This window comes from Polaribacter tangerinus (assembly GCF_038024095.1).
In the GTDB taxonomy this organism is placed as follows: Bacteria; Bacteroidota; Bacteroidia; order Flavobacteriales; family Flavobacteriaceae; genus Polaribacter; species Polaribacter tangerinus.
On record NZ_CP150668.1, the window covers coordinates 691,691 to 705,038 of the forward strand.

The 13,348-nt window shown below is 30.2% G+C and carries 16 protein-coding genes; 8 read left to right on the plus strand and 8 right to left on the minus strand.

From position 1 onward, the window contains the following. Positions 1 to 122: 122 nt before the first annotated feature. The 4 genes from WHD54_RS03125 to WHD54_RS03140 all read right to left on the minus strand — a co-directional run bounded on the left by WHD54_RS03125 (position 123) and on the right by WHD54_RS03140 (position 3,914). A complete protein-coding gene (locus tag WHD54_RS03125) occupies positions 123 to 608 on the minus strand; it encodes an ABC transporter ATPase (protein ID WP_088323196.1) in 486 nt (161 codons plus the stop codon). A gap of 2 nt (positions 609 to 610) precedes the next feature. Next, complete coding sequence (locus WHD54_RS03130; protein ID WP_088323197.1) at positions 611 to 1,438, minus strand: 3'-5' exonuclease; 828 nt, start codon at positions 1,436 to 1,438, stop codon at positions 611 to 613. A 54-nt stretch (positions 1,439 to 1,492) separates the two neighbouring features. Next, positions 1,493 to 2,347 carry a PPK2 family polyphosphate kinase gene (locus WHD54_RS03135; protein ID WP_088323198.1) on the minus strand — a complete coding sequence of 285 codons (855 nt, stop codon included), beginning with the start codon at positions 2,345 to 2,347 and terminating at the stop codon, positions 1,493 to 1,495. Between the two features lie 196 nt (positions 2,348 to 2,543). Further along, positions 2,544 to 3,914: a tetratricopeptide repeat protein gene (locus WHD54_RS03140; protein WP_088323199.1), complete on the minus strand. Its 1,371-nt coding sequence runs from the start codon at positions 3,912 to 3,914 to the stop codon at positions 2,544 to 2,546. A gap of 189 nt (positions 3,915 to 4,103) precedes the next feature. Here WHD54_RS03140 and pyrR point away from each other — a divergent pair, with 189 nt between their 5' ends. Genes pyrR through WHD54_RS03165 form a run of 5 tightly spaced genes read left to right on the plus strand, consistent with a single transcriptional unit; the run spans position 4,104 to position 7,153 of the window. Beyond that, the gene (gene pyrR / locus WHD54_RS03145; RefSeq protein ID WP_088323200.1) at positions 4,104 to 4,643 is read left to right on the plus strand and encodes a bifunctional pyr operon transcriptional regulator/uracil phosphoribosyltransferase PyrR; all 540 of its coding nucleotides are present in this window, start codon (positions 4,104 to 4,106) and stop codon (positions 4,641 to 4,643) included. A 1-nt stretch (position 4,644) separates the two neighbouring features. After that, positions 4,645 to 5,574 (plus strand): aspartate carbamoyltransferase catalytic subunit, encoded by a 930-nt coding sequence (locus tag WHD54_RS03150; protein WP_088323201.1) that lies wholly within the window; start codon positions 4,645 to 4,647, stop codon positions 5,572 to 5,574. A gap of 1 nt (position 5,575) precedes the next feature. Continuing rightward, the gene (locus WHD54_RS03155; protein WP_088323202.1) at positions 5,576 to 5,908 is read left to right on the plus strand and encodes a hypothetical protein; all 333 of its coding nucleotides are present in this window, start codon (positions 5,576 to 5,578) and stop codon (positions 5,906 to 5,908) included. 13 nt (positions 5,909 to 5,921) lie between these two features. Next, on the plus strand, positions 5,922 to 6,242 hold the full coding sequence (locus tag WHD54_RS03160) for a T9SS type A sorting domain-containing protein (RefSeq protein WP_088323203.1): 321 nt from the start codon (positions 5,922 to 5,924) through the stop codon (positions 6,240 to 6,242). After that, positions 6,239 to 7,153 carry a ribonuclease Z gene (locus WHD54_RS03165; RefSeq protein WP_088323204.1) on the plus strand — a complete coding sequence of 305 codons (915 nt, stop codon included), beginning with the start codon at positions 6,239 to 6,241 and terminating at the stop codon, positions 7,151 to 7,153. Before WHD54_RS03160 ends, WHD54_RS03165 begins: the two co-directional genes overlap by 4 nt. On the opposite strand, the gene WHD54_RS03170 is transcribed toward WHD54_RS03165, so the two are convergent. The 4 genes from WHD54_RS03170 to WHD54_RS03185 form a co-directional block, all read right to left on the minus strand. Next, positions 7,150 to 7,512 (minus strand): CoA-binding protein, encoded by a 363-nt coding sequence (locus tag WHD54_RS03170; protein WP_088323205.1) that lies wholly within the window; start codon positions 7,510 to 7,512, stop codon positions 7,150 to 7,152. The two genes, WHD54_RS03165 and WHD54_RS03170, sit on opposite strands and share 4 nt — an antisense overlap. A gap of 39 nt (positions 7,513 to 7,551) precedes the next feature. Continuing rightward, entirely contained in the window at positions 7,552 to 7,740 is a 189-nt protein-coding gene (locus WHD54_RS03175) for a hypothetical protein (protein WP_088323206.1), read from the minus strand. A gap of 37 nt (positions 7,741 to 7,777) precedes the next feature. Then, the gene (locus WHD54_RS03180; protein ID WP_088323207.1) at positions 7,778 to 8,590 is read right to left on the minus strand and encodes a GLPGLI family protein; all 813 of its coding nucleotides are present in this window, start codon (positions 8,588 to 8,590) and stop codon (positions 7,778 to 7,780) included. A 159-nt stretch (positions 8,591 to 8,749) separates the two neighbouring features. Then, a complete protein-coding gene (locus WHD54_RS03185; RefSeq protein WP_088323208.1) occupies positions 8,750 to 9,769 on the minus strand; it encodes a 3-oxoacyl-ACP synthase III family protein in 1,020 nt (339 codons plus the stop codon). Positions 9,770 to 9,879: 110 nt separating this feature from the next. Between WHD54_RS03185 and WHD54_RS03190 the strand changes: the two genes are divergently transcribed. Genes WHD54_RS03190 through WHD54_RS03200 form a run of 3 tightly spaced genes read left to right on the plus strand, consistent with a single transcriptional unit; the run spans position 9,880 to position 13,234 of the window. Then, on the plus strand, positions 9,880 to 11,271 hold the full coding sequence (locus tag WHD54_RS03190) for a Gfo/Idh/MocA family protein (RefSeq protein WP_088323209.1): 1,392 nt from the start codon (positions 9,880 to 9,882) through the stop codon (positions 11,269 to 11,271). Positions 11,272 to 11,276: 5 nt separating this feature from the next. Further along, positions 11,277 to 12,170 carry a nucleotidyltransferase family protein gene (locus WHD54_RS03195; protein ID WP_088323210.1) on the plus strand — a complete coding sequence of 298 codons (894 nt, stop codon included), beginning with the start codon at positions 11,277 to 11,279 and terminating at the stop codon, positions 12,168 to 12,170. Then, a complete protein-coding gene (locus WHD54_RS03200; protein ID WP_088323211.1) occupies positions 12,161 to 13,234 on the plus strand; it encodes an aminoglycoside phosphotransferase family protein in 1,074 nt (357 codons plus the stop codon). Before WHD54_RS03195 ends, WHD54_RS03200 begins: the two co-directional genes overlap by 10 nt. Positions 13,235 to 13,348 lie beyond the last annotated feature (114 nt).

Here is a 13,348-nt window from a genome sequence, read left to right on the forward strand (position 1 = left end):
TAAATATTTTTTGGGGCGTTTTAACAGGCTATCGCTACTCGCTTTAGGCAAAAAAGCCTAAGAGCTCAAACAAGCGCTCTATCCCTAACGCATCATTTTTTTATCTAAATAAAGAATACCATTTATTGTAAAAACCTTTGATGCCAACTTTCACTAGCAGAAATCTCCCAGCTATTTTCTAATGCTCCTTTAGAGTCTACCATATTATTAAAAACAATGGTGGTTGCATCTACTTTACCCTCTTTTACATATCGTTGAAAATCGGGTAATTTTACAATATTTATAGTGTTTTTTATTTTAAAACTAATATTCATTTTATTCATTAAATCTACCTTAAACTCATCTTCTATTTGCTTTATAAAACGAACAGAACTATCAATAGAACATCCCGAAACATTCGTGTAACTTTCATCTACTGCAAGTACCAAAAAATGATTGTATTTAATGGTAAATGACCCTTTTATATCATCTCCATGTCGAGTCCAAGTGTTTATAAAATCTATTGCTTTTTCAGAAATTATAGCTATTTCTTGTTGGCTGAATTCTCTATTAGATTGATAAATCCAAATTCGAGCACTGTCTGGTAAATTAGTGTATTCGGTATACATAATTATCTTAAATTAAATTTCTGCTGGAGTGCGGCTAATTTTTCTTGATCGGTTAACGTTTCTTTAGGTGCTGTCATCCTTTCTTTAACTTCTTTTAAAACTTTTTTTGTGTACAAGGGAAAATCGGCATTCTGAATCCAATTATAATATCCCGGATTTTCTTTAAAAACATCTTCTACAGTTCTACCTTTATATTTTCCAAAAGAAAAAATTTCTTCCTTTTTATCATTCATCAAAATAAAACCAGCAAAATCTGCCCTCAAACCATGTGTAGAATATGCACTTAAAGCTTCGACAGTGTTTTCTATATCTTTGTATTTTTCTACTTGTGCTAATAAAATTTCGTAGGTTGCATTGGTATCTGCTTCTGCCCCATGCGCTCCTTCTAATTCTTTACCACAATAAAATTGGTAACCTGCGCTTAGGGTTCTCTGCTCTTTTTTGTGATAGATAACTTGCACGTCTATAGCTTTTCTATTTTTCATATCAAAATCTATGCCTGCTCGCATAAGTTCTTCTGCCAACAATGGTATATCGAATCTATTAGAATTAAAACCTGCCAAATCGCATCCTTCAATCATAGCACTAACCGTAATTGCTAACTCTTTAAAAGTTGGCTCCTTTGCAACTTTTTCATTTGTAATTCCGTGAACAGCTGTAGACTCTGCAGGAATTGTAACTCCTGGGTTTACCAACCATGTTTTGCTTTCTTTGTTTCCATTCGGAAAAACTTTTAGAATAGAAATTTCTACGATTCTATCTGTTGCAATATTAACTCCTGTAGTTTCTAGGTCGAAAAATACAATTGGCTTTTCTAATTTTAAATTCAAAATTTATCTTTTTTAATGAAACTAATTTATATGTATTTAAATAAAGTTTCTAATTTATTCGTTATTTAATTGCTCTTTAAAACTACTAATATTATTGGCTATTTTTAAAGGTAACTTGGGCGCTTTAAAATTCTGCTTTTCTAGAGTTTCTAATAATATTTCTGCTAAAATTAATCGTGCAGTAGGTTTATCATCTGCAGGAACTACATACCACGGAGTATTTTCTTTTGAAGTTTTGTTCAATAAATCTTCATAACAAAACATATATTTATCCCACAATTTTCTCTCTTTTAAATCTCCTTCAGAAAATTTCCAGTTTTTTTCTGGTTTATTCAATCTTCTAATCAATCTGCTTTTTTGTTCTTCTTTTGATAGGTTTAAAAAAAACTTTAAAACAATAGTTCCGTTGGTTGCAATATGATTTTCAAACTGATTTATTCGCTCCATTCTATCAGTAAAAAAATCATCATTTACATCGTTTACACTTTTTATAGTTGGTATATTTTCTGCTAAAATATACGATGGATGAACTCTGGTAACCAAAACATTCTCGTAGTGTGTTCTGTTAAAAACTCCAATAATTCCTTTGGGAGGAAGTGCTACGTAATGGCGCCATAAAAAATCGTGCTTTCGTTCTAAATCTGTGGGAACTTTAAAACTATGCACCACTACACCACTTGCATTTATATCTTTAAAAACTTCTCTAATTAAACTATCTTTTCCAGCGGTATCCATGCCTTGTAAACAAATTAACACTCCGTTTTTACCTTCTGCATACATGGCATTTTGAACATCGCTTAATTTTTTACGGATTTTCTTAAGCTTTTTAGCTGCCTTTTTTACAACTTCTTTGGTGTTTAATTCTGCTAACTTTACGGGAGAAGATACTTTGTAATTATTAGTGTTCATGGGATATATATGAGTGCATAAAGATAGAAAAATTATAATTTTTAAAACAGTTTAATATTGTTAAATAAATAATTTGTATTCTTTTCTTTTATTCTAATAAAAATAAAAAGCAAGAAAACAAAAAAGCAGTCTAATATTTATAAAAAACCTGAATAGAGAACTATTCAGGTAGTGTAAATTACTTGGCTTTTTTTATTTATTCAGTGGCCTTTTTAAAATTAATTAATAGTTGCTGCACCTTAGTATTATCATATACTGATGGAAAAATTTCTTTCAAAATAAAATGGTATTCATAATCTATTTGCATGCCTTTAATTAAAACATCCAATGCTTTTTTTTCTGCTCCTTCTATAAAATACAATCCAGATAATCTATAAGCTATTTCTGCTAGGTTATGATATTTTTCATTGGCTAATAAAACATATTTGAGAGCTTCTTTATAAGATCCTAAAAAAGACAATACGTCAGACAATCCTATGTAAATTTCTAGAGATTGATCTTCTAATTTTAAACAATTTCTAAAACCAGAAAGTGCTTCTTCGTAAAAATTAAGTTGTAAATTTATTTGCGCATATCTTCTCCAATAAAGTGCGTTATCTTCATCTATTTTTAAAGCTTTTGCTAAATAATAAGCCGCTTTTTGATAGTTTTTATCAGTGTAATATAAATTGGTTAATAAAAACCAACATTTATCTAATAACGGATCTTCGTGTACTGCTTTTTTGTAGTATGCAGCAGCAGCGTCTAACCTATCTAATTTTTCATAACACTCTCCAATACGCGTGTATACAAATGCGGTAGGATCATCTAACTCTATAGTAATTAAGTAATTATCTACAGCGTCTTGGTAATTTCCTAAAGCCTCTAAAGTTTTTGCTTTTTCTAAATAACCACCTATAAAAGATTCATCTATAAGCACAGCATAATCAAAAGCTCTTAAAGCATCTTTGTAGTTTTCTTTAATAAAAAACTGTCTACCTAACTGGTGCCATGCCACTTCGCAATAAGGCTTTTTGTCTACATAATTGGTAAGATATTCAATTGCTTCATCATGTAACTCTTCCATATCAAAACAATATACAATATTGTAAAGTGCGGCATAATCTTCATCATCTTCTGAAACACACTTCATAAAGTTTTCACGTGCTTCTGTAAAATTATCTAAGTACAAATGCTCCATCCCCAAAAGCGACCAAACATCTACTTTGTCTTCTGTTAATTGAAGGGCTTTTTCTAAATACTCTAGCGCTTCTTTGTGTTTACCTTTTTTAGATGAAATAGCAGCTTTTTGAATATAAACCTCTTCATTGTTTGGCTCTAACAATGCTATTCTTTTTAATAGCTTACTTGCTTTTTCTATATCGTTGTCAATTACATAAATTTCTACCATTAACAACTTTAAATCGGTTGACTCTGGGTGCTGCTCTAAGCCTAATTTTACAGCTTTTTTTGCGAGAGAAATTTTACCAACATCTAAATAATGAATAATAATCTCCTCAAATTCAACCAAGTCGAAAAAGTAGACACTATTGGTTTTTAACATTGACTCAAACTTTAATAAAGACATATTTTAAGTGCTAAATAAACACTTTAAAGGTACTATTTGTGAGTTTTATCTTTTAAAATATTAGGTTTTCTTTTCAACAATTTAATTAACATCAACAATTTGTATTTAAAGGCATAAAATTTTGTGCATACATTTATTTACAGTAATTTTGATTTTCAATAACTATCAACTTTAATTGATGGCATTCTAATGAGCAAAAAAACTTTATTAAACTCAAAAGATATTGAAATTATTCTGCACCGATTAGCTTGCCAGCTAATTGAAAATCATAATGATTTTTCAGACACTGTTTTAATAGGTTTACAACCTAGAGGAACTTTTTTAGCTAATAGACTAGCCAAATTATTAACAACATCATACGGAATTAAAAACCTTCAACTTGGGCTTTTAGATATCACTTTTTATAGAGACGATTTTAGAAGAAAAGACACACCACTTGCCGCAGAAACTACTCAAATGAATTTCCTTATAGAAAATAAAAAAGTAGTGATTATTGATGATGTACTCTTTTCTGGAAGAAGTATTAGGGCTGCATTAACAGCAATACAGTCTTACGGAAGACCCGAAAATATAGAATTATTAGTGTTAATAGACAGACGTTTTAGTAGACATTTACCAATACAACCAAATTATAGAGGAAGACAAGTAGACGCTATAAATGAAGAAAAAGTATTGGTTACATGGAATGAAACCCATAAAAAAGATGCTGTTTACATAGAATCATTATAATATGTCAGAATTAAGTGTAGAACATTTATTAGGAATAAAATATTTAAAACCTAATGATATTGATGTTATTTTTAAAACGGCAGATCATTTTAAAGAGGTTATAAATAGACCCATAAAAAAAGTGCCTTCTCTAAGAGATATTACGATTGCCAATTTATTTTTCGAAAATAGTACTCGTACAAAATTAAGTTTTGAGCTTGCCGAGAAAAGACTTTCTGCAGATGTAATAAATTTTTCTGCAGCACAATCATCAGTAAAAAAAGGAGAAACCCTTATAGATACTGTAAACAATATTTTAGCTATGAAAGTAGATATTGTTGTAATGAGGCACAGTAATGTAGGAGCTGGCGTATTTTTATCGAAACATGTAAATGCTAAAATTATAAATGCCGGTGATGGCACTCATGAACATCCTACGCAAGCATTGTTAGACTCCTATTCTATTCGTGAAAAACTTGGAAGTGTTAAAGGGAAAAAAATTGTAATAATTGGAGATATTCTTCACTCTAGAGTAGCTTTGTCAAATATTTTTGCGCTTCAACTACAAGGAGCAGAAGTAAAAGTGTGTGGCCCAACAACATTAATTCCTAAACACATTTCTAGCCTAGGAGTAACGGTAGAAACGAACTTAAAAAAAGCCCTAGAATGGTGTGATGTGGCCAATGTACTTCGTGTTCAGAATGAAAGAATGGATGTAAAATACTTTCCTTCTACCAGAGAGTACACACAGCTTTTTGGTATTAATAAAGAAATTTTAGATAACCTGGGTAAAAAAATTGTTATTATGCATCCTGGTCCTATAAACAGAGGTGTTGAAATAACAAGCGAAGTGGCAGACTCTCATGATTCTATAATACTAAATCAAGTAGAAAACGGTGTAGCTGTTAGAATGGCCGTAATTTACCTTTTAGCACAGCAAATAAAAAGATAAAATGCAAATTCAAAAAAAAGATACACATATTCTAGTCATCGCAAATGAAAACTCATTTGTAGATTTTAAATCTAATTTTGATGCAAAATTTAAAGAATTTAAAGAATCAAATCTTATTGTTCAATTTTCAGAGCATATTAACATAAAAACAAAAGATTTTTTGGTATTTTTGGAAATAGCAAAAAAACATACTTTAACAAAACTATCATTTGTCGTTGTATGTAAAACAGCTAATGTAGATGAGTTACCAGAAGAACTAAATGTGGTTCCCACACTACAAGAGGCTGAAGATATTTTAGAAATGGAAGCCATAGAAAGAGAATTGGGCTTTTAAAGAAATACTTTATATGATAAAAAAAATACTTTTTATTTTTACTTTTAGCATATCTTCGATTGTTTTTTCACAAGAAAAAAAAATAGAAAGTCTTTCTGCTGCTCCTAATCCGTTTACAAATTTTACAAATATTACATTTGAAGCATCAGAAAAAACAGATGTATATTTTACGGTAAAAAATGTGCTTGGCAAAACTGTTTTTAAGAAAACAATTAAAACTGTAGTAGGTAAAAATACACTCCCTTTTTACAAAAATGATTTATCTACAGGAATGTATATTTACAGCATTAGAAATCAAAAAAAAATTACCTCTAAACGTTTTGTTATTAAATGATACAGCTAACCATTTTAGGCTGTCATTCTGCTACACCGCGTGTAAATGCTTTTCCAACTTCTCAATATTTAGAAATAAACAACAAGCATGTTTTAATTGACTGTGGTGAGGGCACACAGCGTCAAATGAGAAAATACAAAGTTGGTTTTTCTAAAATTGATACTATATTTATTTCCCATCTTCATGGTGATCATTTTTACGGTTTAGTTGGTTTACTCTCTACTTACGGAATGCTAAACAGAGAGAAAGATATGCATATTTTTGGCCCAAAAGGTATTAAAAATGCTACGCTACAAATGCTAAAAATATCGGAATCTCATGCAAAGTTTAAAATAATTTTTCATGAACTATCCTCACAGGAAAGTGAACTTATTTACGAGGACGAAAAAATTACCGTACACACAATTCCACTATCACATAGAGTATATACAAACGGCTATTTATTTACAGAAAAAAAGAAACCAAGAAAGTTAAATATGCTTAATATTTCTGGTTATCCAGAAATAAGTAAAGCCGATTATCTAAACATAAAAGCAGGAAAAGATATTATATTAAATTCTGGTGAAATTATAAAAAATAACACATTAAGCTTAGATCCACCAAAACCATTAAGCTATGCTTTTTGTAGTGATACTTCTTACAAACCAGACATAGTTCCTATACTTAAAGAGGTAGACCTACTTTACCATGAAGCTACTTTTTTATCTGACAAACAAGATTTAGCAAAAAAAACAAAACATTCTACAGCGTTAGAAGCTGCCAAAATTGCAAACGATGCCAATGTAAAAAAGTTGATTTTAGGTCATTATTCTGGAAGATACAAAGATATAGGTCTTTTTAAACAAGAAGCAGAAAGCGTATTTAAAAATGTGCATTTAGCAACAACTGGCAAAGTGTTTGACGTAAATTAATACTGTTTTGTTGCTAATAAAACTAAAGTACACGCTACTTCTACTTTTATATTTTTGGCCTCTAAAAGCTTGTAAAACTCCTCGTTTTCTGTACCAGGATTAAAAATAACTCTCTCAGGTTGCAAGCTTATTATATAATTATAAAATTCATCTTGCCTATTGGCACTCAAATATAAAGTTACCGTATGAATATTTTTAAAATCTAATTTTTCGGTATCGATGTTTACACCAGCAACGACTCCCGATCTTAAGCCTACTGCAACAACTTCGATATTATTTTCAACTAATTTTACAATAGCTTTATTAGAATAACGCTCTTCTTTTAATGAAGCTCCTATAACCAATGTTTTTTTTGACATCTTTTTAACTCAATTTTATTTTAATAATACGAAACTAATTTATTCTTTATTTGCTACTTCAAAAGAAGCTTTTAATGCAATACCAATGTTGGCAATACCGCAACCAAGAATACCTAAAAAGTTAATGTAAGAGCTTGAAAAAACAATAAACTTTACAAAAATATTTAGCACAAAAATAAATAGAATGATGTTGGATAGTAAAAGAAGGAATTTATACTTTTTTTTCATTTGGTAGTTTATGCATGCAACTTACAAAAAAAGAAAATTATCCTCTTCTTCGACCTCTACTATTTCTCATATCTAACATTTTTTCTCTTACTGTTTTAGTATAATTTACCTTAGTTATTTCTGTCCCTTTATTTGGTGCTTCAATTTCTAATATTTCTTTTTTATTAATTACAATTTCAGTGCACAAAAGTGTTGTATTGTTTGCGCTAACTTCTAAAATTAAACCCGGTAAACCCCAATATTCTGCAGGGCCTTGTGCAACCGGAATTTGTGGTGTATACCAGGCTTCTACAACTGTTAAATTTTGCTGCTGTTCACCATTTTCTTTGCTATTAGTTCTTAAATCTGCCCAAGAAAAATCATACCAAGTTAGCTCGTTATCTGGTACAAAAGCTTTGGCTTTGTAACATGTGTAATTACCTATTTTTTTTGATTCACTTCCCATTACCCAGTCTATCTTATACAAAGAGTCTTTTACCAGAAAACGCTTCCCATAAAACTCTTGACTTTGAACAAGCTGTTCTTTTTGGATATTTTTATATTGATCACCTCTAGAAAAATATCCACCCCAAGAATCTGTTGCTCCTGAAATTGCATCAATCTTTTCTTCCTCTAAAAATAATGCTTCTTGAGTATTAAAAGATAGCACATAGGTTTTTTCTAATCTATTTTTTAAGCGTTCTGCAACTTGCTTTTTTCTGGCTTCAGAAAAATTTGCACCCCAATTACCAAGATCCATTTTAGTTTTAGAAATATAAGTTGCTTTACCACTAAAATTCTGAGAAGTTATAGTAAACGACGTCAATAAAAGTAGTAGAGAGAAAGATATTTTCGTTAAGTTAGATTTCATTATTGACAGATTTAAGTTATTTTATGTTTAACAAACATATAAAATTAATAAACAAAAAATCTACTTAAATAAATAATTAACAATACTTTAGTGAAAACACTTCTTTTAATAAAATAACCTATAAGTAAATGAAAGTTACCTTTTAAAAAACAGAAATAGTTACCATCTAATTATTACAGATCCCCACGTAAAACCACTTCCGAATGCCGCTAGAACAACCAAATCGTTATCTTTAATTTTCCCTAGTTCCCAAGCTTCTGTTAGTGCAATAATTACAGATGCTGCTGTGGTATTTCCATATTTATGTATATTATTATGAACTTTATCATCAGATAACTGAAACTTTTTTTGAATAAATTGCGCTATTCTTAAATTTGCTTGATGAGGAATTAACATATCAATCGCTTCTTTTTTTAAGTTATTTGCTTGTAATCCTTCTATTATAGCCTCAGAAAAACGTCCGACCGCATGTTTAAAAACAAACTGACCGTTCATGTAAGGATAATAGGAAACATCATCTGGATTATTTGCCGCAATTATTTCTGGCACCCATCGCTTTGTAGAAGGCCCTTCTAGAGCCAATTCTTTTGCATGTTTTCCTTCTGAATGTAAATGAGAAGACAAAATTCCTTTTCCAGCAGCCTTCTCCTCGTCTGAACAACGAGACAATACTGCCGCTCCAGCTCCGTCGCCAAAAATAACAGATACATTTCTTCCTCTTGTAGATTTCTCTAAACCACCAGAATGATTTTCTGAACCGATAACAAGAATATTTTTATACATACCAGTTTTAATAAATTGATCTGCCACAGACATTGCATAAATAAATCCAGAACACTGGTTTCTAACATCTAACGCTCCAATGGTTGGCATTTCTAAAATATCTTGCACTTGTACTCCTCCTCCAGGAAAATACATATCTGGACTTAAGGTTGCAAAGACAATAAAGTCGATATCATCTTTTGAAATTCCTGCTCTATCAATTGCAATTCTTGCTGCTTTTGCTCCCATTACTGCAGTTGTATCTTCTGTACTGGTATCAATCCATCGTCTTTCTTTAATACCTGTTCGCTCCTGAATCCATTCGTCTGAGGTATCCATAAACTCTTTTAAATCGTTGTTAGTTACAACATTTTCAGGTACATAGTATCCTAAACCAATTATTTTTGAATTATACATAGTATTGAGTGCTTTTTTTTATTTTATCTATAAATTAGATCTATCAAACATACTAATTTATTTATATCTTTACAATTAGACAAGAATTTTATCATCATAAATCAATCGAAATGAACAGAAAAAATTTTCTTACCTTATCTACAAAAGCAGCTTTATTTTTAGGGCTAACCTCTACTATTTCATGTAAAGATGAAACCTTAGAAAAAACAGAAACACTTTTAAATAAAAAGGCTAAAGGAACCGCTTTTGGCCTAAAAGCTCCAAAAATTGATACTGTTAGAGTAGGTATTATTGGCGCTGGAAATAGAGGGCAAACTTTACTACAAATGTTTGATTGGCTACTAAAAAATAATAAAGCTAAAATTGTTGCCATATCAGATTTAAAAAAAGAGAAAACTTCAATTTTAAATGACCATTTAAAAAATAAACATAATACTACTGCAGTTGCATACTATGGTGAACCAAATGCGTGGAAAAAAATGGTTGATAGAGATGATATAGACCTTGTAATAATTGCCACCCCTTGGGAATTACACACTCCTATGGCGCTATACGGTATGGAAAAAGGCAAACATGTTGCCACAGAAGTACCTATCGGAACCACTTTAAAAGATTGCTGGAAACTAATTGAAACTGCCGAAAGAACTCAAAAACATTGCATGATGATGGAAAATTGTTGTTTCAATAACGAAGAACTTTGGGTTTTAAATATGGTTAATAATGGTGTTTTTGGCGACTTAACTCACGCGGAAGGTGCATACATTCACGATTTAAGAAAACATCTTTTAGATGAAACATATTACGAAAATCAATGGAGAATAAAACATCACCTAAAAAAAGATGGCAACTTTTATACCACTCATGGTTTAGGCCCAATTAGCCAATATATGGATATTGGTAGAGGTGATACTTACGACCATTTAGTTTCTATGAGTTCTAGAGAAAAAAGTTTAAGCGATGCCGCTAAAAAAGCAGGAATTAACAAATTTAGTGAAGTAAAATGTGGCGATATAAACACCACCATGATAAAAACAAAACTCGGTAAAACCATTATGTTGCAATTTGATGTGCATACAGGCAGACCTTATGACAGACTAAATACACTTGTTGGCACCAAAGCTGTTCATGAAGGTTACCCTTCTAAGCTATATATTAATGAAGAAGAACTTGCTTGGTGGGGCCATAAATGGTTAGATACTGAGAGTTATAATGCGTATAGAGAAAAATACAATCATCCGTTATGGAGCAAACTTAAAACCCAAATAGATGATAATTCTGTAGGACATGGAGGCATGGATTTTGTAATGATTTACAGATTAATAAAATGTTTAAATGAAGGATTACCGCTAGATATTAACGTGTATGATAGTGTTCTTTGGAGTTCTATTACACCACTCTCTGAACTTTCGGTGGCCCAAAATAGTAGCTCAGTAAAAATACCAGATTTTACTGGCGGAACTTGGAAAAACTACCATAAAACAGAAATGCTTAGAAATATTTAATAACAATGACTCTCGTAATATTAGCAGCAGGTTTAGGTAGCAGATACGGTGGATTAAAGCAACTAGATGCTATTTCTGAAAATAATGAGACTATTATAGATTTCGCTATCTTCGATGCAATACAAGTAGGTTTTGAAAAAGTAGTATTCGTTATTCAGAAAGAATTTAGCCAACAAATTAAAGAAATTTACATTCCGAGACTACAAAATAAAATTGCCGTTTCTTTTGTATGTCAAGAAACAAATAACATACCTAAAAAATTTTTACCAATTAAAAGAACAAAACCTTGGGGAACTGCACATGCACTTTTAACAGCTAAAAAAGAAGTTGATAATAATTTTTGTGTTATAAATGCTGATGATTTTTATGGAAAGGAAGCTTTTAAAAAAATGTATTCCTTTTTAAAAAATCAACCTGTAAACTCTTATAAATTTTCTATGATTGGCTATCTTGTAAAAAACACTTTATCTGATAATGGAAGTGTATCTAGAGGAGAATGCATTGTAAATAATAAAAAAGAATTGGTGCAAATACATGAAAGAAAAGCAATTGTTAAAACACAAAGAGAAATAGTTTATAATGAAAATAATAAGGAAATTCCTTTAAACAAAAACACCATTGTTTCTATGAATTTTTGGGGGTTTACACCTAAAATATTTTCGGAAATTGAACATCAGTTTTATACTTTTTTAGAAAAAAACAGCAATAATAATGAAGCAGAATTTTACCTTCCCTCAGTTGTTAACAATCTACTTGAATCTAAAAAAGCTACGGTAAATGTAATAAAAACTACTGCTATTTGGATGGGAGTAACCTATAAAAATGACAAAGAAAAAGTAGTACTCGGTATCAAAAAAATGAAAGAAGAAGGGAATTATCCTCAGAAATTATGGAGCTAAAAGATACACTAGAAAACATATTTTCGAATTTTAAAACTTCAAATAAATTTTTAGACTATTCAATATTTAATAGCGGCCATATAAATGACACTTACCTAATTGTTACAGACAAGAAACCTTATTATGTTTTACAAAAAATAAACGGAACTGTTTTTAAGGATGCTAAAAATGTTATTTTAAACAAAGTAAAAGTTTGCAATTTTCTTTTAAATCAAAAAAAGGTAAAAACGTTAGAATTTGTCTATACAAAAAACAACAATCCTTATTTTATTGATGAAGATTATATGTTTTGGAACTTATGCCTTTACATAGAAAATACAAAAACCTTCTTAACAATAAAACATAAAAAATTAGCTTTTGAAGCCGGCAAAATTACAGGTAAATTTTTACATAATACAGCAAATTTTAATGATACATTAGTAACAACTTTACCTAATTTTCATCGAATGGATTATCGTTTAAAAGAATACGAAATTGCTGTTCGTAATGCATCTAATACTAGGTTAAAATATGCAAAAAAATGGATGCTTTTTATAAATAATCATCAACATGAAATGCAAGTTTTAGACAAGGCACTACTAAACAAAGAAATTCCTATTAGGGTAACCCACAACGATACTAAAATTTCGAATATTTTATTTACCAAAAACGAGAAAGCTCTTTGCTTAATTGATTTAGATACAGTAATGAAAGGAATAATCCATTACGATTACGGCGATGCTTTAAGAACAATTTGTGCCACCGCAACAGAAGATGAAAAAGAACTAAGCAAAGTTTCTTTTGATATGGAGAATTTTAAAAATTATACATCTGGATTTTTAAGTAGTTTAAAAAATGCTATTTCAAAAAAAGAAATAGCATTACTTCCTGCCAGCATCAAAACCATGACCTTTATAATTGGACTCCGCTTTCTTACAGACTATCTTAATAATGATATGTATTTTAAAACAACTTACAGAAATCATAATTTAGATAGAGCAATTAATCAGTTTACAATGGTTACGAAAATTATCGAAAATATGCCAAAAATTGAAGCATATATCAATAATTTTAAATCATCATAAGTAAAAAATTAAACAAGCTTAACTGAATCTTACACTATATGTCATCTTGTCATAATTTTGGGTTTGGTATTTTTTTTGACATAACCCAAACCATAAACAACTATTTTTTGCTGT